14 protein-coding genes and 8 tRNA genes are annotated in these 22,596 nt (G+C 47.2%); 8 read left to right on the top strand and 14 right to left on the bottom strand.

The features are described from left to right. Positions 1–4: 4 nt before the first annotated feature. Entirely contained in the window at positions 5–910 is a 906-nt protein-coding gene (locus BGO59_RS00275) for a carbohydrate kinase (protein WP_293678963.1), read from the top strand. Positions 911–1,260: 350 nt separating this feature from the next. Here BGO59_RS00275 and BGO59_RS00270 read toward each other — a convergent pair whose 3' ends face one another. The 3 genes from BGO59_RS00270 to BGO59_RS00260 form a co-directional block, all read right to left on the bottom strand. Beyond that, positions 1,261–1,869 carry a hypothetical protein gene (locus BGO59_RS00270; RefSeq protein ID WP_293678961.1) on the bottom strand — a complete coding sequence of 203 codons (609 nt, stop codon included), beginning with the start codon at positions 1,867–1,869 and terminating at the stop codon, positions 1,261–1,263. 29 nt (positions 1,870–1,898) lie between these two features. Then, entirely contained in the window at positions 1,899–2,207 is a 309-nt protein-coding gene (locus BGO59_RS00265) for a hypothetical protein (protein ID WP_293678959.1), read from the bottom strand. A gap of 295 nt (positions 2,208–2,502) precedes the next feature. Next, positions 2,503–2,679, bottom strand: coding sequence for a hypothetical protein (locus BGO59_RS00260; RefSeq protein ID WP_293678957.1), 177 nt, complete (start codon positions 2,677–2,679; stop codon positions 2,503–2,505). 544 nt (positions 2,680–3,223) lie between these two features. Between BGO59_RS00260 and BGO59_RS00255 the strand changes: the two genes are divergently transcribed. The 5 genes from BGO59_RS00255 (at position 3,224) to BGO59_RS00235 (ending at position 12,297) form a co-directional block, all read left to right on the top strand. Next, complete coding sequence (locus BGO59_RS00255; protein WP_293678955.1) at positions 3,224–4,261, top strand: aldo/keto reductase; 1,038 nt, start codon at positions 3,224–3,226, stop codon at positions 4,259–4,261. A 96-nt stretch (positions 4,262–4,357) separates the two neighbouring features. Continuing rightward, a complete protein-coding gene (locus tag BGO59_RS00250) occupies positions 4,358–4,714 on the top strand; it encodes a VOC family protein (protein ID WP_293678953.1) in 357 nt (118 codons plus the stop codon). A gap of 204 nt (positions 4,715–4,918) precedes the next feature. Beyond that, the gene (locus BGO59_RS00245) at positions 4,919–8,449 is read left to right on the top strand and encodes a PAS domain S-box protein (protein WP_293678951.1); all 3,531 of its coding nucleotides are present in this window, start codon (positions 4,919–4,921) and stop codon (positions 8,447–8,449) included. A gap of 362 nt (positions 8,450–8,811) precedes the next feature. Continuing rightward, positions 8,812–9,516 (top strand): outer membrane beta-barrel protein, encoded by a 705-nt coding sequence (locus BGO59_RS00240; RefSeq protein WP_293678949.1) that lies wholly within the window; start codon positions 8,812–8,814, stop codon positions 9,514–9,516. Positions 9,517–9,819: 303 nt separating this feature from the next. Beyond that, positions 9,820–12,297: an outer membrane beta-barrel family protein gene (locus BGO59_RS00235; protein ID WP_293678947.1), complete on the top strand. Its 2,478-nt coding sequence runs from the start codon at positions 9,820–9,822 to the stop codon at positions 12,295–12,297. Positions 12,298–12,477: 180 nt separating this feature from the next. Here BGO59_RS00235 and BGO59_RS00230 read toward each other — a convergent pair. The 8 genes from BGO59_RS00230 to BGO59_RS00195 all read right to left on the bottom strand — a co-directional run bounded on the left by BGO59_RS00230 (position 12,478) and on the right by BGO59_RS00195 (position 14,506). Beyond that, positions 12,478–12,550, bottom strand: a tRNA-Phe gene (locus tag BGO59_RS00230). Positions 12,551–12,559: 9 nt separating this feature from the next. Beyond that, a tRNA-Cys gene (locus BGO59_RS00225) sits at positions 12,560–12,633 on the bottom strand. Between the two features lie 10 nt (positions 12,634–12,643). Further along, a tRNA-Lys gene (locus BGO59_RS00220) sits at positions 12,644–12,714 on the bottom strand. 4 nt (positions 12,715–12,718) lie between these two features. After that, positions 12,719–12,792 (bottom strand) — tRNA-Ile (locus BGO59_RS00215). 8 nt (positions 12,793–12,800) lie between these two features. Next, positions 12,801–12,874, bottom strand: a tRNA-Ile gene (locus BGO59_RS00210). Positions 12,875–12,880: 6 nt separating this feature from the next. After that, positions 12,881–12,962 (bottom strand) — tRNA-Tyr (locus BGO59_RS00205). Between the two features lie 3 nt (positions 12,963–12,965). Further along, positions 12,966–13,044, bottom strand: a tRNA-Asp gene (locus BGO59_RS00200). A 1,387-nt stretch (positions 13,045–14,431) separates the two neighbouring features. Continuing rightward, a tRNA-Arg gene (locus tag BGO59_RS00195) sits at positions 14,432–14,506 on the bottom strand. A gap of 810 nt (positions 14,507–15,316) precedes the next feature. On the opposite strand from BGO59_RS00195, the gene BGO59_RS00190 reads away from it, so the two are divergent. Next, entirely contained in the window at positions 15,317–16,279 is a 963-nt protein-coding gene (locus BGO59_RS00190) for an alpha-E domain-containing protein (RefSeq protein WP_293678945.1), read from the top strand. Between the two features lie 139 nt (positions 16,280–16,418). Here the strand turns inward: BGO59_RS00190 and BGO59_RS00185 are convergent, their stop codons facing one another. The 3 genes from BGO59_RS00185 to BGO59_RS00175 all read right to left on the bottom strand — a co-directional run bounded on the left by BGO59_RS00185 (position 16,419) and on the right by BGO59_RS00175 (position 21,290). Continuing rightward, the gene (locus tag BGO59_RS00185) at positions 16,419–17,192 is read right to left on the bottom strand and encodes a hypothetical protein (protein WP_293678943.1); all 774 of its coding nucleotides are present in this window, start codon (positions 17,190–17,192) and stop codon (positions 16,419–16,421) included. Positions 17,193–17,450: 258 nt separating this feature from the next. Continuing rightward, positions 17,451–19,496, bottom strand: coding sequence for a 1,4-alpha-glucan branching protein GlgB (glgB, locus tag BGO59_RS00180; RefSeq protein WP_293678941.1), 2,046 nt, complete (start codon positions 19,494–19,496; stop codon positions 17,451–17,453). Positions 19,497–19,625: 129 nt separating this feature from the next. After that, positions 19,626–21,290 carry a putative maltokinase gene (locus tag BGO59_RS00175; protein WP_293680235.1) on the bottom strand — a complete coding sequence of 555 codons (1,665 nt, stop codon included), beginning with the start codon at positions 21,288–21,290 and terminating at the stop codon, positions 19,626–19,628. Between the two features lie 220 nt (positions 21,291–21,510). Between BGO59_RS00175 and BGO59_RS00170 the strand changes: the two genes are divergently transcribed. Beyond that, positions 21,511–22,518 carry a glycoside hydrolase family 43 protein gene (locus tag BGO59_RS00170; RefSeq protein ID WP_293678939.1) on the top strand — a complete coding sequence of 336 codons (1,008 nt, stop codon included), beginning with the start codon at positions 21,511–21,513 and terminating at the stop codon, positions 22,516–22,518. The last annotated feature ends 78 nt before the right edge of the window (positions 22,519–22,596 follow it).

The following is a 22,596-nucleotide window of genomic DNA, read 5'->3' as shown; positions in this document are numbered from 1 at the left end:
ATCCATGAATCAGCCTATTCTTTGTTTCGGCGAAATCCTCTGGGACGTTTTACCGACCAGCAAACAACCGGGTGGTGCCCCCATGAACGTGGCCGTTCACCTGCGCAATTTTGGCATGAATGCCCAGCTCATCAGCCGTGTTGGCAACGACGATCTTGGTCGTGAACTGCTGGAATTTTTGCGGGAAAAACACCTGCCAACAGCCTATGTGCAATTAGGGGCTACCCACCTGACAGGTATTGCCAAAGCCAATGTGACCGACCGCAATGAAGTCGTGTATAAAATATTGCAGCCTGTCGCCTGGGATTACATTCAGTACGATGCTTCGCTGAGTTCGCTCTATCAGAAATCAATACTGGTCTATGGGAGTTTGGCCGCTCGAAGTCAGACCTCACGCAACACGCTGCACCAGTTACTGGATCAGGTCGCACTGCGAGTGTTCGACGTAAACCTCAGGGCACCACATTACAATCCGCTGGAGGTTTCGTATCTGCTTCAAAAGGCCGACATGCTGAAAATTAACCATAACGAGCTGGAAGAGATCATTGGCTGGTTCACATCGCCCCTTTCCGAACGCGAAGCAATGACGTTTCTGCGCGATCGCTTCAAACTGAAATCCGTTTGTGTTACGCGTGGCGAAAACGGAGCGATCCTGTTAAACGGAGAAGGGTTTACAGAGCATCCGGGGTTTTCGGTACAAGTGGAAGATACGATCGGTTCCGGCGATTCGTTCCTAGCTGCTTTCCTGTACAAGACCTTGCAGGGGGAAACGGCAGCTAAAACCCTCGAGTTCGCTTGTGCTACAGGCGCTTACGTAGCTACCCAGCAGGGAGCTACGCCCAGCGTTTCGGAGCAACTAATTCTGAAGCGAATTCGTCAGTCAACCACACGGCCTGCCGAACTGATCTAAATCAGCACCGAATGCTCAACGGACATACTACCATTGGGCATCAGTTTTAAGTGAATTTTAATGAAGTCGGCCACACGTTGCCGAACCTTTTTAGGTTGGTAATATGGTTTATTGTGGGGAGCGCTCCTGGATTTGGTGACTCCCCACTTTACCTCCGGCAAACGATATAAATCCTATACATTTCTGTACAAACAGCAGAAATGACCGTAAAGCTTATGCTAACCTATGATAGACGATGAAAAGCACTGAAAAGCCTTTTTAGAGGGATTCAGACGTATTTTGAAATCGGTACTGAGGTTTTCGGTACCGATTTTTGTTTTTGATCATAGCTCGATTTGTTTAGGCTCATACTACTGAAGCGCCATCTGATTATAGGCCATCTGTTTCAGCAGGAAAACAACGCCGTATTGATCAATTTGCGTCCGGTACGATTTATACATAGCTACAAAATGAGGATAGTTATGCAAACGAGCTGAAGCGAACGCTGAAATATGTAAAAAGGCCAGCGCATCTGAGCTGGTGATTTTGGCCCAGTCGCCTTGCGGAAAACCGGACTCTGTTGTCGGTTTGTCAGCTTCTATACTATCGCAGGTTGACGCCAGATAATGACCATAAGCGGCCAGCAAGAAGGCCATCCGATGGACATCGCCATTTTTGGTCAGCGCATCCAGTAGCGTTGGTAGTAGCAGCAGAGGTAGTTTTGAAATACCGTCGGAGCATAAGCTGGCCAATGAATCGGCATTGCTTGTAAACTGACGAATAAACGCTTCGATCGACTCTTCTGGCTGATCGGTTATACCAGCCGATGCCAGCATATCCTGCTGGATGAGCGCACGAAGGTAGTTGCTGAATAAGTGGTCGTTGACCGTTTCATCGATAGTTCGGTAACCTGCCAGTAAGCCTGGATAGGCCAGTAAGGTTGGCAGGGCATTCAATGTTTCGTGTGAGTTGGTTGGCATGATGAATGGGAATACGTGTGACGATTCATCTATATCTGTAACTGGGGGATCGAATTAGGATGTTGCTCCTGGGCTTCAGTGCGCTGGCGCAGCGTCTGAGCAATTCGAATCATCTGGTTTCCCTGTTTACCCTGCTTCTCAATACTGGCTTTGTCGTACTGATGCTGGCGGGTAGGTTCCCAGAAAAAAAGTTCGGTTTTGGCGTCGTATATACCAATAGGGCGGTAGCCATCCTGCGTAAGCAACTGGGCTAATAACGCATCGGCTTCGGCATGGGTGACGCAATCAATATGATGGTACTGCTTTTTAAGCAGATAAATGACTGAAAAACGATTCATGTGTTGTGAAGTTTAATGGGAGAGTAGCCGTTCGGGTCTACTCGGGCCAAGGCTACCTGAGCACTTGTATCGACTTAATAGCCAATAAGTACGCTCTCTTAAGCACATGGTAATGGTAAAGTGACAAGCGTAGCACAGATGCTATACGTTCGCCTTGGATACCACAGCGGGAAGCTAAAGTCGTTAACTATATTGGTTCCGGAAGGCTATTGACGATTCCTTCGAACCTCTGGCTTGCTCTGGCTATGCCTGAACAGGCAGTTTTAACAAACGGCTTGTTCAGGCTGAAGAACGTTTAACGATTGGTCGTGAGCCAGTTCCCGCCAAAAGGTGTAGCGCTGCGGGATAAGCCCACAAACGTTGGCGCATACCGATCAATAAAACGAATGAGAACCGAACGGATGGCAATCCAGCGGTTGGTCAAGAATGAAGTCGTTGTATTGGAATGGGCTGATGTATATAGGGATTTCATGGTTTCTGTATGTTAAGTCCGTGTAGTCAGGATGCCTCTATGGGCCTGTAATAGCCTGAGGTACGGAGTAAGTAATTGACAGCCAGTAGAATCTAAAGGAGCTGCCCGAAACAGATGAAGACTTAAAACTAATTGGTAAGCAAAGTAAACTCGACTCGTAAAATGCATCTGGTTTCTATGCTAAATAACTAAAGTAAACCCTGAGATAGTTTTCTAATATTGGTAAAGTACAAAAAGTGCCTTTCTTTTTGCAGTGAAAAAGTGAATTGTGTAAGCAATTCTTTAAATAGTTATGTGAGATAGCGGTCTGATAATCAGTATTCTATTGAAAAAGTATATAGAAATAATACTAATTTGTCTTGTAGCTCTATCAAAAGCATAGTACCAGGTTCACAAAAAAGAAAGTGCAAATGGTATAGTAGGCTAGCTGTAAAAAACCATGTGTTAAATTTTAATACCTTTCTCTTTATAAACAATAAGCAGTTTGCAACTTGCGGGTACGAATAGAGTGAATAAGTAATCAAACGTAGTTTAGTCACTAGCTATGGAATTCAGACAATTAGGAGCATCGGGCCTGAATGTGCCGGTATTAAGTTTCGGAACGGCTACCTTTGGCGGAGGTACCGAATTTTTTAAAGCCTGGGGAAGTACGCAGGTTGATGAAGCCAAACGATTGGTCGGTCTTTGTCTGGATGCAGGCGTAAACCTGTTCGACACAGCCGATGTGTATTCGCAGGGGCTTTCCGAAGAAATTTTAGGAGAAGCCCTCGTCGGCCAGCGCGATAAAGTGCTGATTTCGAGTAAAGCAACCTTCACGTTTGGTAAGGGCCCAAACAACCAGGGATCCTCGCGTTTCCATTTACTCCGGCAGTGTGAAAGTAGCCTCAGGCGGCTCAAAACCGACTATATCGACATCTATCATATGCATGGATTCGATGGGAACACGCCCGTTGAAGAAACGCTACGAACCCTGGACGACCTCGTTCAAAGTGGAAAAGTGCGGTACATTGCCTGCTCTAATTTTTCGGGGTGGCATCTGATGAAATCACTCGCCGTTTCGGAGAAATACGGCTGGAATCGCTATGTGGCCCATCAGGTATATTATTCGCTGGTGAATCGCGAGTATGAGTGGGAGCTGATGCCGCTAGGTATCAACCAACAGGTTGGTGCGCTGGTTTGGAGCCCGCTGGCGGGTGGCCGCTTAGGTGGTAAATATGGACGTAGCAAACCCAAACCAACTGAAGGTCGGGTTGTGGAAGGAGGTAGTCCAGTACCACAGGCCGTCGTGCCGGAAGAGACATTTTATACGATAACCGATGCGTTGGAAGAGGTTGCTGCCGAAACCGGCAAGTCAATAGCTCAGGTAGCCATTAATTGGGTATTGCAGCGCCCTACGGTATCGAGCATTATTATTGGGGCTCGAAACGAAGAACAGCTCAAACAGAATCTTGCTGCGGTTGGCTGGCACCTGACCGTTGAGCAGCTGAAAAAACTGGATAAAGCCAGCGAAACGCCACCCATTTACCCATACTGGCATCAGCGACAAAATCTTACCTTAAATCCGCTTCCCAAGTTTTATTGAGCGATTGAGTGATTGAGTGATTGAATGATTATTGATTGCGTTAGCAATTCACTCAATCACTCATTCGCTCAATCACTCAATAAATTACGTACAGCCATGATTCAATTTAAACGACTAGATCACATACTGGTTTGTATTCCAGAGGGCGCTACGGCCGAAGCCCGCGCGTTTTATACAGATAGTTTAGGGCTTGCCGAAATTCCGGGCAACCATCCGGGCGGGGCTATCTGGTTTCAGATGGGCGACATCGAGCTACATGTTCGTGAAGAAGCAGGAACCAGCTTTTCCAAACGACATCCGGCTTTTGAAGTTGGCAATCTCAGTGAAGCGAAAGAAATACTTCAGCAGAAAGGGTTGGCGATCGAATATTCATCCGATATTGATGGTCGAGACCGGTTTTTCTTCCGTGACCCCTTTGGTAATCGATTTGAACTGCTTCAATTTATCGGTTGAGTAATTTGCGTGTTTGCGGTTAGATTCACTCGTAGTACAGATAATGTACCAATAAGGTAGAGAGAACACAAGCAGTGACTTTTGGGTTGACTAGGTAGAATGAAATTGTTTGGATGAGAAGGTTGTCTATGAACAAAGTCTGACTACGATTTCAACTCTATAAACGTGCCAGATAGTCTGTTTGGCTAATTAGTTAGTACGGGGATGCTTAATAAGCTAGAGGGAAATTTACCATTAAATACCGACTTAGTAACGACCAGTGAGCTGTTCGAACTACTAACTAAAGCCACACGTGATGCTGTCTGGCACTGGGACCTTGAAACCAACTCGATTTGGTGGAATGAAGGTTATACGCAACTATTCGGGTATGATCTGAAAGGGGAAGATGCGGATGGGTTTGAGTCCTGGTCGAAACATGTTCATCCTGACGATAAGGAAGGCGTTGTATCGGGTATTCAACAGGTCATTGACCAGGGAGGTAAAAACTGGTCGGCAGAATACCGATTCCAGCGGGCCGACGGTTCACATGCCATTGTGCTTGATCGGGGCTATATACTCTGGCGAGATGGTAAAGCCATACGCATGGTGGGCTCTATGCAGGACGTGACCGAGCAGGTCATGTTGCAGCAGGCACGCATTGAAAGTGAGGAACGACTTCGTTTTGCCTTGCAATCGGCTCAGTTGGGTACCTGGGAACTAGACCCTCAGACGGGCGTGGTCAAGTGGGACCGCCGATGCCAGGAGCTTTGTGGCCTTACCGACGAAAATGCTATTGGCTACGACCGAACGCTGGACTTCATTCATCCTGCCGATCGGGAACGGGTTGAAAAGGCAGTGCAGTGGGCTTTAAATCCGGAGTCGGGTGGAAGTTACGATATGAGCTTTCGGACGATTGGGGTTCAGGACAAAAAACTGCGATGGGTACGTTTTATTGGACAAACCCACTTCTCCGATGCAGGTCAGCCGCATCGATTTTCGGGCGTTGCCGAAGATATTACTGAGGAAGTGCTGGCAAAAGAAAAGGCGGCTCTTTCTGAGCAACAGGCCCGGATTGCACTGGAAGGGTCGGGCTCTGGATCGTTTATGGTCAACCTGCTGACGAGTGAGATTCGCTACTCACCGGCTTTTGCCCGTATTCTGTTGGGTGATGAAAGCGAAAATATTCGCTGGAATGTTTTTGTCGAGCATATCCATCCTGAGGATAAGCCTATTCGTGACAAAGCGCACCAACTAGCGCTCCGGACCGGAACGATTAATTACGAAGCCCGCTTCATCTGGACCGACAAGTCTATTCATTGGGTGAAAATCATTGGTCAGTATCAGTTCGATACAAACCGGAAGCCAACAGCTGTTACGGGTATCATACTCGATGTTACGGAACAGACCGAGAAGGCCAGAGCCCTCCGGGAAGCCGAAGAGCGCTTTTCAATCGCGTTCAACAATACCTCCACCGGCATTGCTTTCGTGGATACGCAGGCCAATTTTACGCTGGTCAATGAAGCCTATACCAGGCTGTTGGGCTATTCGGCCGAGGAGTTATGTGCGCTGAATAGTTTTGAGCTTACCCATCCCGAAGATCGGCCCTGGAATCGTCAGCTTTTTGAAGAAGTGGTGCAGGGCAAACGACCTTATTTCAATCTGGTGAAGCGGTATTTTCACAAAGATTCGTCGATACGCTGGGTGCAATTGAACGTAACACGGGTAGCCGATGCTCAGGACGAAACCCAGAGTATTATCATTATTGCCCACGACATCAACGAACGCGTAGAAGCCGAAGCGAAATTGCGGGCCAGTGAAGCGCGTATTCGGAACATCATTACGCATGCCCCAGTCGCTATCGGTATCTTGAATGACCGTACAATGGTTGTTGAAACGGCCAACAAATCCATGCTTGAAATTTGGGGCAAAGATGATAGTATTATTGGTTTGCCGCTTATAAAGGCGCTTCCCGAGCTGGAAGGGCAGGGGTTTATCGAACTGCTCGAAGAGGTGTACGATTCAGGCGTTGCGCATTACGGAACAGAAACGTTGGCCTTACTCCATCGAAAAGGCAAGATGGAACAGGGCTACTTCAATTTCGTATATGCCCCTATCTATAAGTCGGAGGGAGATGTGGGTGGTATTATGGTTGTTGCCACGGAGGTAACCGAGCAGGTTAAAGCAAAGATTGCGTTACAGGAAAGTGAGCAACGTTTTCGTAATCTGATCGCTCAGGCTCCGGTAGCCATCAGCTTATTTGTTGGGCCAGATATGGTTATCGACATGCCCAACGAAGCCATGTTGAAGTTCTGGGGAAAAGGTGATGTGACAGGTATGCCTCTGGCTGAAGCGTTACCGGAGCTGAAAGGACAGCCTTTTCTGGAGATTCTGGATAACGTGTATACAACAGGGGTTGAATACAGCTCCCAGGAAGCTAAAGCTGAGTTGCTGGTTGATGGTAAGTTGGGTACCTATTATTTCAACTTTACGTATAAGCCCATACGTAATGCCGCCGGAGAAATCTATGCGATTATGGATATGGCTATCGACGTTAGTGAGCAGGTGGAGGCCCGTCGGCTCATTGAAGCGAATGAACTGCGCTTTAGAACGCTCCTGGAGGCCATTTCGCAGATGACCTGGACCAACACATCCGAAGGTGAGTTTACCTTTTTCAACCAGCGATGGTATGAGTATACGGGGCTCAATTTTGATCAGTCTAAAAGCCATGGGTGGCAGGCTGCTGTACATCCCGACGATTGGGGACTGACCCAGTCTACGTTTCGGCAGTCACTGGCTACGGGCGCAATATTCGCGGTTGAAAATCGCTATCGACGTGGTGCCGATGGCATGTATCGCTGGCATTTGAATCGCGCCCTCCCCATTCATGATGAAGAGGGAAATGTACTGTTGTGGGTAGGGACGGCTACTGACATTCATGAGCAGAAGCAACTGGCTGTTAGTCTTGAAGAGCAAATAGAGGCTCGAACCGAACAACTGATGGCGTCCAATTACGACTTACGCCGATCCAACGAGAACCTGGAGAAATTTGCCTACATAGCTAGTCATGACCTGCAGGAGCCGCTTCGAAAAATACAATCGTTTGGGGATATTCTTAAGGCGCAGTATGCCGATGAACTGGGCGATGGGGTCGATTATCTGGAACGGATGCAGACAGCTGCCGCCCGTATGTCGCTACTGATAAAAGACCTGCTGACATTTTCGCGAATATCGACTCGTCAGGAAATGACAGCGTCGGTCAATCTGAACCATGTAATTGCCGAAGTGCTCGATACACTTGAAGTCGCTGTAGAGCAGTCGGGTGCGCAGATACAGGTGGCTACACTGCCCAAGGTGCCGGGCGACGAATCGCAGTTACGGCAACTCTTTCAGAATCTGCTCAGTAATTCGCTGAAATTCAAACGCTCCGAGATGGTTCCTGTTATACAGGTTCAGGCTGGACAAGTGAAGGCGCAGGAATTGCCTGCATCGGTTCGGCCAGGACGCGTGGTTGCCAATTACCACCAAATTAAGGTATCGGATAATGGAATTGGCTTTGACGAGAAATACATCGACCGAATTTTCCAGGTATTCCAGCGATTACACACCCGGAATGAATTTGCAGGCACTGGTATCGGATTAGCAATTTGTGAGAAAGTTGTCGCTAATCACGGAGGAGCCATCACGGCCACCAGTAAGCCTGGGCAGGGGGCCACATTTATTATCTATCTGCCAATTGTTCCAATGGAACATCCTTGATCGAGACATTGCACAGTTTGTTTTGCCCGAAAAAGCCACCCCTTGCCTCAACGCAGCGGGTGGCTTTTTTTGCTGGGTAAGTGTGCGCATTTGGCTGGTCTTACCAATCAAGTTAGCCAGCCCATTTATTCTCTTTAATTTATAATGCAATTTAAGTATCTGACTATCAGTATTTTATATTGATAAATTGGCCGGGTGGAAAAATAATTCTAAAATTTTTCGAGCCTCATGCAACCTGCCTTCGGGTTTCTTACATCTACCAGTCAAATACCACAAAACGAATACAACCAACTGCGGACCACCGCCTGAACCCTTAATCAAATTCTGTTCCTAAACCCTGAACCTTTAACAATACAACCACTATGAACACGTTCAAACACCTCCTCGCTACTGCCCTGATCGCTACGTCAACGGCCTCGTTTGCACAAACCGATTCAACAGTTGTAAACACACCTACTATCAAATCGACCTCGTACCGCTCTTACGAACGGGTGCGTTCCGATTTGCGTATCTATGTTGGTCTGAATGGCCTGGGTGGTACACTGCCTGCAGGCTACGAATTCCGGCCGATTGGTTCACGCTTTATAGCCCTGGGCTGGCAGATGCGGATTCCGGTGGCGGTGGGAGGAGCGACAAAGCTTCGTCTGGTAACTGGCCCGGAGGTAGCCTGGAACAACTTTATGTTTGAAGGCCGGAATATGCTGGTTAAGCAAAACAATCAGTTGGCTATCGAGCAGTCGGATGTTGATTTACACCGCTCGAAACTGGTAACCACCCAGCTCAATCTGCCGATGATGCTCAATCTGTCCTTCAAATCGGGCTTTTCGATTGCCGCAGGTGCGTATGCAGGGCTTCGGCTCGACAGCTATACGAAAGTGAGACCCGTAGGTGGCTCATCCGTACGTACGCACAATTCATTTAATCTGAACCCGGTTCGTTGGGGATGGACTGCCGAGTTGGGCTATCGAGGACATGCGAAACTATTTGGCCGCTATGAGCCAAACAGCCCTTTCAAAGCAGGTGAAGGCCCTGACGCCAGCGTCTGGACGGTCGGCCTGAAATTCTAATCTGTTTCTGCTACAGAAATTTGACCGACTTACGAATTAGTTTAATCCTATTCCAAGAGAAAATAGGGACAAAGCAAGATTAATTCATAAGTCGGTTAAATTCTGCTCCTAGTGTGCAACTTTCCCTCCCTACGGGTGTCTTTTCACCGAATATCGTTCTTCAAGACACCGACCCCCAATAAAATTCCACTCATCCTGCTGTTAAGACCGCTTGTGTAAGAACAGGTACTTTGTGATGCCCACTACCTACCTTTGCAATGTACTGAAGCACAAGAAACAGGCGACCTTCTAACAACACATACTATGAAAACGATATTTTCCTTCCTCTTACTTAGCCTTCTGACCTTGGCAACAACCTTTGGGCAGGCCTTAACGCGAGGTACCGTCAATGGCCAGGTGAGTACATCGGCTGGAAAAGCCCTCGAATTTACAACCCTGATGCTGCTGAAAGCGAAAGATTCTACCCTGGTAAAAGGATCGATCAGTGACGTTGATGGGAAATATGCCTTCCAGAATGTAGGTGCTGGGCGGTATCTAGTAGCTGCTCAACAGATCGGTTATCGAAAAACGTATAGTGTACCGTTCGAAATCAATGAGGCTACGCCAGCACTCGAATTGCCGATGCTGACCATGATTGACGAAACTAAAAATCTAACCGAGGTGAAAGTGGTGGCTCAAAAGCCTTTCATTGAACAGCAGGTCGACCGGACGGTGATGAACGTTGAAAACAGCATCGTGGCCAGCGGCAACACCGCCCTGGAAGTGCTGGAAAAAGCTCCCGGCGTAACCATCGACCGTCAGAATGACCAGATTCAGTTGAAAGGGAAGGCAGGTGTTATTGTCTATATCGATGGCAAACAGACGTATCTCTCTCAGCAGGAAGTATCGAATCTGCTGAAAAATACACCCAGCGACAACATCGCGTCGATTGAGATTATCACGAACCCTGGTTCTAAATACGATGCGGCCGGTAACTCAGGGATCATCAACATCAAGATGAAGAAAAATAAGAACTTCGGCACCAATGGGAACGTGATCGTAGGCACGGGTTATGGCTGGGTGAAAAACCTTAGCGGAGCCCGCGATGATCTGCCGAAATTCAATACCTCGATCAATCTGAACCACCGCGAGGGAAAAGTCAACCTGTTTGGTAACTATAGCTATACAAATCGCCAAAGTTCGCAAAGCAACGAATTGAACCGGGTAATTCCCTTTGAAGGCAAGAATACGTACTTCGACCAGATATCGTTTCGGCCGAACCAGTTTGAAGGGCATTCGTATAAGGCAGGGATGGACTATTTCATCAATCAGAAAAGTACTGTTGGGGTATTGGTCAATGGTTTCTCGAACGACTGGGAATCGGCTGGGCAGAATAACACCATGATCAGCGATGATAACCGCCTGTTGACCAGCAAAGCCATTACCCAAACCAGTATGGGCAACAAAATGTCGAACATTACCACGAACCTTAACTATAAATACGATATGGGTAAAGGTCGTGAGTGGACTATCGACGCTGATTATGTGCATTATGGCGGTATGAATACCAACAACCTGAGCACTGCCTATACTAACGCAGCTAACCTGCCCACTCGGTTGAATCAGGATGTTCGGAACAACATGCCATCGACCATCAATATCATGGCTTTTAAAACGGATTATGTGCTGCCAACGAAAATAGGTAAATGGGAAATGGGGCTGAAAAGCAGCTACGTACAGGCCGACAACAACAGTATTTACGATACGTTGCAGCAGGAAACCAAGAAATGGTTACCCGATGCCAGTCGCTCAAACCAGTTTAAGTACGATGAAAACATCAATGCTGGTTATATTAACTACGCTGGCCAACTAGGCAAAACGAAGGTGCAGGCAGGGTTACGGGCCGAACATACGCACTCGATTGGTACGTCGGTAACGCTGAATCAAACCGTTGACCGGAACTACCTGAATCTGTTTCCAACCCTGTTTCTGTCGCGCCAACTGGACACCAACAACGTACTGAACTTTTCGTACAGCCGCCGGATCGACCGTCCCGATTACCAGAATCTGAACCCGTTTGTGTTCTATCTGGACCCGTATACCTACCAGCAGGGTAATCCGTTCCTGCGGCCACAGTACACCAATGCCGTTGAACTAACACACGTATACAAAAACGCCTTTACGACCTCGGTAAGCTTCAGCCGCACCTCGGATTTCATCAACCGCGAAACGCCCCGGCAGATTGCTTCGGAGAACATTACGTTCGTAACGCCCGAAAACCTGGGTAATATGGACAACCTGAGCCTTAATTTGAGCTTCCCTGTGACAGTAACGAGATGGTGGCGGATGCAGAATAACATCAATGCCTATTACCAGCACTACCAGACCTACTATTCGGGCGCTCCTTACGAAGTGAAAATCGGGGCCTACAATATCTATACCTCGCAAAACTTTACCCTGAGCAAAAGTGTGTCGGCCGAAGTGTCGGGCTGGTACAACTCGGCATCGCAGTATGGCTTCTACCGGGCACAACCCATGGGTGCTTTCAATGTGGGCGTGCAGAAGAAAATGATGGATGGCAAGGGTAGTTTGAAGTTGAACGTGAGCGATCCGTTCTGGCTCAACCAGTTCAATGGTCGGGCGGTCGTTCAGGACATTAACTTCCGGGTATTGTCCCGTTGGGAAAGCCGTCGCATTATGCTGACATTCTCGTACCGCTTCGGCAATCAAAACGTTAAAAACGCTCGTCAACGCAACTCCGCTACCTCGTCCGAACAAAACCGGGTAGGCGGGCAGAACTGATAGAGAATATAGGATATACGATGTATGCAGTAGTTGATCAGTAGACACATCCTATCTCATACATCCTACATAATTACGGACTTAGTTTAGGTTAAGAAAACGCGAAAGCCAGCCCCACGTTGAGGGCTGGCTTTTTTGTGTGTCTACTAGCTGCTTAGAAGGCATACGCTATAGAAGTAGTGGTACCAGTCAGATTCGAACTGACATAGCCGGATTTTCAGTCCGGTGCCTTGACCAACTCGGCCACAGTACCAATTAATTGAGCTCCCTCCCAGATTCGAACTGGGGAATGCCAGTTTTGCAGACTGGTGCCTTAGACCACTTAGCTAAGGGAGCAACGTATTAGTGAGGCTACAGGGAATCGAACCCTGGTCTATCCCTTAAAAGGGGATAGCTCTACCATTGAGCTATAACCTCAGCGTATGACAGGACGGGTTCGGACCGCCGACCTGAACCTTATAAGAGTTCTGCTCTAACCGCCTGAGCTACTGTCATCTATTTTGTAGCCATATCTGGATTCGAACCAGAGACCTTCTCCGTATCAGAGAGATGCTCTAACCTGCTGAGCTATATGGCTATAGGGTTGAAGCGGAGGGACTCGAACCCCCAGAGCTTTCGCACCGGAGCTACAATCCGGCCCGCTACCAGTTACGGTTTACGCTTCAATATGGCGGCCTATCACGGATTCGAACCGAGGATCTCCTCATAGACAGTGAGGCAGGGACGACCAGACTCCCCTAATAGGCCATTGGCATTGTTGGTCGAATTCGAGCGCCGACTGTTCAAATTCTACCCAGTATTTAACAGTTACCTACTCTACAGACTGAGCAACAGTAAAAGAAAAACCCCTGCCGGATTTGATTCTGACAGGGGTGGAAACTTTGAAAACTTTTATAAGCCTAGCTTACTGAATGGTCCAAATATCCCCCTGTCTGCCAATCTATATAGCAGATAAATTTCTTGGAGATATTTTTAATGTTCAGTAACATGATTTCTTGTTGACGTTTGCCTTTATTAAGTTTTTAGGATTATAAATCCTTGCTTGTTTGATGCTGCAATATTAGACGAGGGTTATTTATTTTCCAAATAAAATAATAATATTTTTTTGAAAATTCTGTAAAATATTTTTCCATTTTTTTGGGAAATATATAATTCACCCAGCCCAAATACAGTCATTTTTTTGTGTATTTCGGTAGAAACAAAGCCAATAAACTAACTAAAATCAGTGATCAATTTTTTGATTTTTAGTTAATCGTTTTTTTGTGATAATAATCACGCTTTTTAAAGAAGGCCTTAGAATGTCCATAACCTATCAACCTGCGTCTTAATGGATATAATACTAATTCTATCCCTGAAGTATAGCAGGAATATGATCAGCAAGCCTTTTAAAGACAGCCTGATAGCTCAATAAAAAACCCCTACCTGCTCGGAAGGGGTTAGTATATTGATTAAAGCCTTGAATACTTAGTCAATAGGAACCGACCCCTGCCGTAAGCAGATAAAATCTATCGATCCGTATTTACAGTAATTATTCATGCCTCAAAGATAATAGAATGGTTTTGAAATTTCCAACTAGAAATTGATAATCGGTTTTATGTTAAGAAAAATTTCTAAGAAACGTTAGGGTTTTGCAAAAGCAAGTGGAGTAAGAGCCATTTTTGAAAAGTACAAAGGCAGTGTCCGGCCAAAATCTGGATCATTATGTTACATCATAGTTCTTTCTAGTATCACAGGACCGCAGTTCTCATTTACCAATCAATTTTGAAAAGTGTCCCTATGTATGTTTTTATGGATTTAAATGAAATTGTATTTTTGGATTTATTGACTGTCTCAAAGTCTTCGAAATCATCAAACAACTGTTCTATTACTTTTTTACCCGCTTTATTTCCTCATCGTTTATTTGATCCAATAAATGTATTCTATGTAAAAATGGAGACGAACCTATTCGGTTTTGTATTATATTTCTTGTAGAAGATAAAGCAGATACTGAAGAATTCAATTCTAAAACGTAACGTTGAAACGTATTCCCTTTGAGATGCAATGATCGCTTTAATACCGAATGGGCCAATGTTGAAGCGATGTTGAAATGAAAAATCCGCGTATACAACTTGTAGACGCGGATTAGATCAATGCTTGGTGGCTTTATAGGGACTCGAACCCCAACCAACAGTTCCGAAGACTGTGATGCTATCCATTACACCATAAAGCCAAGCGCACAAAACTACGCTTTTCTGCGGAAATGTAAAAATATAGCCTTTATGGGTTTACCATTTTACTAGAAAAATAAATAAGCTGGGTAGTTCCAATACCTTTCATTCTGTTTTAATCTACATTAAAAAAATAGCTTTTTACTCCTTTGTATGCAAACATAAACATAGTATATCTCTAAGATGCCAAAAAGAAAATAAGTTGATTTACAGGATACTAACAAATTGGTATGTGTAGGTAAAGCCTGTTATCTTTACTTTTTACCTCACCCTGTTTCGGTAATGTAAGATGGCTACTCAACCCAACGTTGATCTACTTAAACAGTACATTCAGACGTTAATAGCCCCAGAGGCTATTTTCCCAGGGATTACTCCACGGCACTTTGAAAACGAGTTTAGTCGGACAGAATTAGAGGCTATTTACTTTTGCCTGACTTTCGTCGTAAAACAGGCCAATCCAGTAAAGCATCAGGCCTTAATTTCGAGTTTTAAGCGCGTACACAAGCCAAATCTGGCCATGCATTGGTTTCTGGCGGCCTTTTGGCGGCAGCTCATATCCATAATCTATATCTACTCATTCCAATCAAAACACTTCTACTTGCCAATGAATTAATGGATTGCGGTAGGTAGTATCGGGCAACATACTTTCTGGCCTGGCTTAATCAAACACTCAAGTGCAAACCAATTTAAGTTTGCCACTTATAGATGATAATTTGGCGAAATTGTCGTATATTGGTAACAGTGTCTTGATTAATCGGTTAGGGTCCCTATTTTTGTTGGCAATACCCGGTTTTACCCCAACTTTATATGTTATGCTAAGTCGCGTTGCTAACTCAGTTTATTGGATGCACCGCTATATTGAACGGGCCGAGAATTATGCCCGTTTCATGAGTGTGAATTTCAACCTGGCCCTCGATTTGCCACCCAATGTTGATCAGCAGTGGGAGCCATTATTGACGGCGACAGCTGATAAAGACAGCTTTAAGAAATATTACTCGGAGCCTACGCGTGAGAATGTTATTCATTTCATGACATTCGATAAGCGGAATCCTAATTCAATCGTGTCGTGCCTGAGCGATGCCCGCGAAAATGCCCGGACCATTCGGGAGGTAATCTCCAAGGAAATGTGGGAGCACCTAAACACCTTCTACCTGATGGTACGCGACACCTCACCCAAGCAACAGTGGGAGCAGACCCAGACGCAAAACTTTTTCACGGAAATTCGGAACAGTATACAGCTTTTTTACGGAATCATTGACGCAACGATTACCCGCAATGAAGCCTGGCACTTTGGCCGACTGGGGCGTTTTTTGGAGCGGGCCGATAAAACATCCCGGTTTCTGGATGTGAAATATTTTACACTTCTGCCCGAAATAGAGCTGGTTGGATCAACCATCGATTTGATGATCTGGTCAGCGGTTCTTAAATCGGTTAGCGCGTATAACATGCATCGTCAGCAATATCGGTCGCTGACACCAGCCAGTATTGTCGAATTTCTGATTTTAGATAAGATGTTCCCCCGTGCTGTGGCTCATTGTATTCGGCAGGCTGAGTTATCGCTCTACGAAATTTCGGGGAATAACATTACACAAGGTTTTGGGAACTCTGCCGAACGCATGCTGTCTAAGCTAAGAACCGATATTGAGTTTACCGAAACGGCCGATATTTTTAAGACAGGGTTACACCAATATCTCGATAACTTTCAGACCCGTACCAACACCGTCGGCGACGCTATCTTTCAGACCTATTTTGATTTAAAACCGATTGAAGTATAGAGCGAGCGCGTTTGTGATTGTTCTATAAGGAAGAATCTTATCCATACCCTAGCTCACAAGCAGGGCTACGTTAAGATTCTTCCTTTGCCAGAATGACAGAACCGCTTATTTGGGGTCCGCGACGGGTTAACCAGGACCTCTAATAAAATATGGGGAACGTTAAAGCCAGATAGGCCATGCCAGCCCGGTGGCGAAAACGGTTATTGTCGGCAACGACATCGCGATTGGATGTTTTTGTTTCGGTAACAAGCCATTGATAGCCTGCCTTGACGGCTAAACGCTGGGTAAGATGAAGACGGGCATAAACTTCGGTAGCAAGTGTGCCAATGTCATTATCGCCTAACAACCGGACATTGAAACGACTGGGCGATGCTTTTTGAAAAACATTGTTTCCCTGAAAGTATACGTTTACAGAGTCGGCACCCGAAGCCGAGTGAAGCGTAAATTGACCCGTCGAGGATTTGTAACGACCTGTACGTGATTTCCCGATTGTCAACCCCAACAGATCGGCACTGGCCCCTATTTCGACTTTCCCCAGATTAATTTGCGCCCGAACGCCCACATTGAGCGAGGTCATGGTCACATAGTCGTACCGGATGGTATCGATATTTTTAACGACAAGCGGAGCACCCAATGCCGCAAAGCCTGTTTTTTCGCGGGTTAGTCGGGCCGGGGCTGTGTAGTAGTCAAGGTTATCACCGTAAAATGCACCCAGTCGCAGGTTCCAGCCCAGCGAAAACAGTTTTCGTTCGCCTACATTAAGCATTTGGTAGTAGGCAATGGATGGATTGTAATGACTAGTGGAGTAAGCCATTCCCACATCGTAGCCGCTACTCAGACGAGCGGCTACAGGCGATTGGGCGAAGCTATAGGTAGAAATAAGCAGTAAAAGCGGAATCAGAACTTTCTTCATGCAGACAAATCAGGCTGTTCGAGCAGGCAAAGTTAGATGGATTCGCCGTTATCAGGTAATCTGATCGTGTCCGGGTCTTCCTAAACATACCATACGGTAACGGCAAACGGTAGTTTTTTATTAACCCGACTTAAGGCTCTGTTGTTTTTTCGCGTATATCGTTTGAGCAAACGAGCGAATAAAATCCGCTTTATTGGGAAGTAGGGAAACAGAAAAAAAGGAGTGAAGACTGGCTACTTCACTCCTTTTAATAGGTACCTAGTTCACCGCTTTGAGCACAACCGCACCCAGCGGAGGTATATTTAATTGGATCGATTGAGGGCGGCCATGCCAGGCCTCCTGTTCAGTGGCAATAGGGGTTGCATTCAGCACACCGCTACCGTAAAACTCTGTAGCATCACTATTAAAAATTTCCTTGTAAGAGCCTGCTGCTGGCACTCCTATCCGGTAGTGAGAGCGCGGAATGGGTGTCATATTCAGCACAATCAGTACCGTATCGGCAGGGTTATTGCCTTTCCGGCTATAGGTAATTACGCTGTTTTCGCGGTCGGTGGTATCAATCCACTCGAAGCCATCGGCGGAGAAGCTACGCTCGTATAAAGCGGGCTCGGTCCGGTACAACTGGTTGAGGGCTTTTACACAGGCCGCAATGCCTTTATGTGGAGCGAACTCCAGCAGGTGCCAGTCGAGGCTGGTGTCGAACTTCCATTCGGCCGTTTGTCCAAATTCGCCACCCATAAACAGTAATTTGGTGCCTGAGTGCGTAAACATATAGGCAAACAGCAACCGTAGATTCGCAAACCGCTGCCATTCGTCGCCCGGCATTTTACCCACCAGCGATTGCTTGCCATACACGACCTCATCGTGCGACAGGGGCAGCATGAAATTTTCGGTAAAGGCGTAAATCGTGCTGAACGTTAGCTCGTCCTGATGGTATTTGCGGTAGCCTGGGTCACGTTCGAAGTACCGAAGCGTATCGTTCATCCAACCCATCATCCACTTCATGCCGAACCCTAAACCACCCGTATAGACCGGACGTGATACGCCAGGGAAAGCGGTCGACTCTTCGGCAATAGTCTGCGTATCCGGGAATTCTTTATAAACAGCTTCGTTCAGTTCCTTAAACAGCGAAATGGCCTCCAGATTTTCGCGGCCACCAAACATGTTCGGCTCCCATTCGCCCGCGTTGCGTGAGTAATCCAGATACAGCATCGATGCTACAGCATCCACTCGCAGCCCGTCGGCATGACAGCGATCGAGCCAGAACAGGGCATTGCTGAGCAGGAAGGAGCGAACTTCGGGGCGGGCGTAGTTGAATACATAACTCTTCCAGTCGGGATGGTAGCCTTTCCGCATATCCGGGTGTTCGTACAGATGCGAACCATCGAATTCGTATAAGCCATGCGCATCGCCGGGGAAGTGGGAGGGAACCCAGTCGAGCAAGACACCGATGCCAGCCTGATGTAGCCGTTCGATGAGCCGCATAAAATCCTGTGCCGTACCAAACCGGCTGCTGGGCGCATAGTAGCCCGTAATCTGGTAGCCCCAGGAGGGGGCATACGGATACTGCATGATGGGCATAAACTCCACATGGGTAAAGCCCATTTCCTGTACATACGGAACCAGGGCATCCGCAATTTCGCCGTAGCTCAGTTCGCGTTCGGGGTCGCCAGGGTCGCGTCGCCAGGACGATAGGTGTACTTCGTAGACCGACACAGGCGCATTGAGTGCATTTTTTGCGTGGCGGTTTGCCATCCAGTCCTGATCCTGCCATTCGTAGTACGTATCCCAGATGACCGATGCTGTTTTGGGGGGAACTTCCCACTGGTGGGCGTACGGATCGCCTTTTTCCAGTTCCCGACCGCTTTCGTGAACGATAAAATATTTATAGGTTTCGCCCCGGCCGATGTGCGGGATGAACACTTCCCAGATGCCTGAAGAGTCCCAGCGAACATTCATCGGGTGGCTGCCTTTATCCCATCCGTTGAAATTACCGATCACCGCAACGTACCGGGCCGAAGGTGCCCAGACCGCGAAATAGGTACCTGTTACGCCATTATACTCCACGACATGAGAGCCAAATTTCTCGTAAAGCCTGGTGTGCTTGCCTGACCGAAACAAGTAAATGTCGAAATCAGTAAAGCGGGAGTAAGGCCCTGTCGAAACGGGTTGTTCGGCTGGAATGGATGGGGTGGGGGCTTCCTGCACGTTCTTCGGTTTTGGTGATTTTGGGGGAGTGGGTGCTTCTGGTTGGTTGTTGTCGGGTATAGGCGACGAGTCCGTCGTAGTTTTTCGTTTTGCCATAGGTTAAACCTGATAAGCTTCCGTTAGTGAACGTAATCAGAGTCGGAAAGTTAGAAAAAAAGTGGGACGCTCAAAGGTCTTCATTCAGATTGTAAACGATTCAGACCCTGAACAAGAGCCCTGAATGATCTATTCGGTTGGTTTCACTTGCAGTAATCCAGTTTGCAGCATCGGCACGTCGTGCGCAACACCGCCGTCGCTTAATCGGATTTTTTCGATCTCTCGCACCACATCGATGATGCCCTTCAGCGGAATTTTTACCCAGGAGGGGCGGTAGCTAATTTCATAGCCTAATTCATAAACTGCCTTTTCGAGCAGGTAAATCAGGAGTAGAAAATTGATCTCGCTGTTGTTTTTGAACAAAGGATGCGGGGCACCGAACACGTCTAAATACGCATCCAGAAACGTATCGCGGATGAGGTAAAACCAGCGATCCGATACGCGCTGTAAATGGTCGGGTTCAATGCCTGCGGTTTCTGTCGAATTGAAAAGCTTAGCTGAAACCGCATAGTGATACGATCGGATCATACCCGCCACATCTTTTAGGGGAGAGTGCTTGATCTTACGTTCGGAAATGGTGCTTTCCGGCTCCCCTTCAAAGTCGATCATCACAAAGTCGGCACCTGTCTGGCTATTGGTTACGGCCAGTACCTGCCCCAGATGGTAATCGCCATGAATACGGATGCGTAGCGATTGAAGTGGCCGGGTGCGGAAGTCGGCAATGAACGTGTCGATCATTTCTTTGGCTTCCATAAATACCCAGGCCAACCGTTGCGCCTGCGGATCGAGTTTGGTATAATTATCGATCAGGAGGGTGTACCGGCGTTCGAGCAAATCTTCAAATCGCCGGATCAGAAACTGGCGGTATTCGTTGGTAAAGGGTTCAGGCGCAAAGGCAGGGTCGGCTCCGGGTTTGTAGAGCGCACAGTGTAATTCGCCCGTTCGTCGGCCCAGCAGTTCCACTTTATCGAACACATCTTCCCGAATGGCAAATAGTCGATTCGGTACGCCATACAGGAAATCATTGAGATAGTCGCCAGTCTGCATCCACGAATCTTTGTCGTTCGGAACCATGCGTTGCACCATGCCCAGTGTAATATCGGGGCTGTCGGGTTGCTGCCAGACAATGCTGCCGCCAAAAGCCGGAATGTTCGGAAAACTGCTTTCGTCCGTCAGAAACGCCACCATGTCGACTTCAGGATTGGTTTCCTGAAACAGTTTGCGGTACAGTTTCAGAAAGTATTTATCGCCGAACGTCATGGCCGAATTGCTTGAGTCGACGGGTAGCACGCGTGAGCTAAGTGTATCGTCGCCATCATCCAGACCCTTACCCCGATGAAAGCTAACCTGCCCGACGGTCTGAGGGATGATGCGATTCTGGTAAATGGATGTAAACAGTACCTGCCGGAACCGTTCATCATAAATGGCATCGATCAGTATCCCTGATTGTCCGTTCAGAGCAATCTCACCTACACGGCCTTTTTCGGGTATATCGGCGAGCTGTGCGACGGTCTGATCGGGAATAAAGGAAAGCGGAAGCAGATAATGTTCGGGCACGCCATCGGCATAGGTAGCTTCCAGAATCAGCAGGTAAGCCACATCGCCATCGGCAAGCGGAAGAGTATGAATGGTTCTTACAGAAAAACCGGTTTGCGGTCGGGCTTTTCCAGCAAACCATCGGCAAGTGTTAACGTAGGGGGGCAGTACTGTTTGAGCCAGCGCCAACCAGAAATCCGCGTCGGAAACGGTTTCAGACCAACTGGTTGGGGTATTTATGGATTGTTGCATACTCATCATAGGTAGGGCTACATAGCGTTTGTCAGGCCAACAGCCTGTGGGCTGGAAACGTTATGAGTCAAAAATTTCTTGAATATAGAATAAATTGGAGGATGATGCGTACTGAATGCCCGTCATTGAATCGGTATCATCTAAAGCCTGCAAATCGGTGTATTGTTAGAAAATGACATCACCGTAGTTTTGTTCACAGAAGTCGATCTCAATCCTTTGATGCTGTATGAAAACGTATTGGTTAACGTTTATTGGCTGTCTGTTCCTTTCGTTGACGCTGAAAGCGCAGAATAATCAGCCAAAGGAGATAAGAACAAATGTGCCGCTGGATTCCATTCGGTTGAGCGACCCGGCTATTCTGGCCGATCGCCAAACCAATATGTATTATATGACCGGCACGGGAGGAATGCTTTGGAAAAGTAAGAATCTGAACCGCTGGGATGGCCCTTATAAGGTTGCCCAAACCGATCCGAACTCATGGATGGGCCCTAATCCGATGATCTGGGCTGCCGAAATTCACCCGTATAAAAACAAGTACTATTACTTTGCTACGTTCACTAACCGGGCTGTCATGATTGATACCGTCAAAGGTAGGGCTATTGAACGACGGGCCTGTCATGCACTGGTCAGCGACAAGCCCGATGGGCCTTATGTGCCTATGCAGGATGCGACGTATCTGCCTGCCAACATGCCTACGCTGGATGGAACGTTATGGGTCGATAAAAACGGTAAGCCATATCTGGTGTATTGCTACGAATGGTTGCAGAACCTGAATGGGACTATCGAAGCGATTGAACTAAAGCCCGATTTAAGTGGTACTGTTGGTAAAGCTAACGTATTATTTCGGGCCAGCGATTCGCCCTGGAGTCGGGAGAAGGACGAAGCCGGTAATGACAAACCGAACAAAGTTACAGATGGGCCTTATCTGTTTCAGACCAAAACCGGACGATTTGGAATGATCTGGACCAGTTGGATTTATGACGTGTATACTCAGGGGGTAGCTTATTCAAAAAGTGGTAGCCTAGATGGGCCCTGGATACAGGAAAAAGAGCCGATTACCCCGCCAAACTATGGGCACGGGATGTTGTTTCGTACGCTGGAGGGCAAGTTACTCCTATCTATGCACAGTCATAAAAGCGTAAATGGACGAACGGTTCGGGTGCCACATCTGTTCGAAGCTGATTTGTCGGGCGATAAGCTGGTTATTGGTAAACCCTATTTACCAGCCGATTAGGGATATGTACTTGATTCGTTATGGCAACAACGGCTACCGGGCTGTGCTTTGGCGGGTTTACGAACACCTCCGCCTGCT

The organism is Spirosoma sp. 48-14 (assembly GCF_001898575.1).
GTDB lineage: Bacteria > Bacteroidota > Bacteroidia > Cytophagales > Spirosomataceae > Spirosoma.
The sequence above is the reverse complement of the archived record's forward strand: the minus strand, read 5'-3'. Positions and strand labels throughout refer to the sequence as shown.

Excerpts from the sequence above, each read along its gene's own strand:
- BGO59_RS00275 (WP_293678963.1), top strand. The coding sequence starts at position 5 with ATGAATCAGCCTATTCTTTGTTTCGGCGAAATCCTCTGGGACGTTTTA.
- BGO59_RS00270 (WP_293678961.1), bottom strand. The coding sequence starts at position 1,869 with ATGCCAACCAACTCACACGAAACATTGAATGCCCTGCCAACCTTACTG.
- BGO59_RS00265 (WP_293678959.1), bottom strand. The coding sequence starts at position 2,207 with ATGAATCGTTTTTCAGTCATTTATCTGCTTAAAAAGCAGTACCATCAT.
- BGO59_RS00260 (WP_293678957.1), bottom strand. The coding sequence starts at position 2,679 with ATGAAATCCCTATATACATCAGCCCATTCCAATACAACGACTTCATTC.
- BGO59_RS00255 (WP_293678955.1), top strand. The coding sequence starts at position 3,224 with ATGGAATTCAGACAATTAGGAGCATCGGGCCTGAATGTGCCGGTATTA.
- BGO59_RS00250 (WP_293678953.1), top strand. The coding sequence starts at position 4,358 with ATGATTCAATTTAAACGACTAGATCACATACTGGTTTGTATTCCAGAG.
- BGO59_RS00245 (WP_293678951.1), top strand. The coding sequence starts at position 4,919 with ATGCTTAATAAGCTAGAGGGAAATTTACCATTAAATACCGACTTAGTA.
- BGO59_RS00240 (WP_293678949.1), top strand. The coding sequence starts at position 8,812 with ATGAACACGTTCAAACACCTCCTCGCTACTGCCCTGATCGCTACGTCA.
- BGO59_RS00235 (WP_293678947.1), top strand. The coding sequence starts at position 9,820 with ATGAAAACGATATTTTCCTTCCTCTTACTTAGCCTTCTGACCTTGGCA.
- BGO59_RS00190 (WP_293678945.1), top strand. The coding sequence starts at position 15,317 with ATGCTAAGTCGCGTTGCTAACTCAGTTTATTGGATGCACCGCTATATT.
- BGO59_RS00185 (WP_293678943.1), bottom strand. The coding sequence starts at position 17,192 with ATGAAGAAAGTTCTGATTCCGCTTTTACTGCTTATTTCTACCTATAGC.
- glgB (WP_293678941.1), bottom strand. The coding sequence starts at position 19,496 with ATGGCAAAACGAAAAACTACGACGGACTCGTCGCCTATACCCGACAAC.
- BGO59_RS00175 (WP_293680235.1), bottom strand. The coding sequence starts at position 21,290 with ATGAGTATGCAACAATCCATAAATACCCCAACCAGTTGGTCTGAAACC.
- BGO59_RS00170 (WP_293678939.1), top strand. The coding sequence starts at position 21,511 with ATGAAAACGTATTGGTTAACGTTTATTGGCTGTCTGTTCCTTTCGTTG.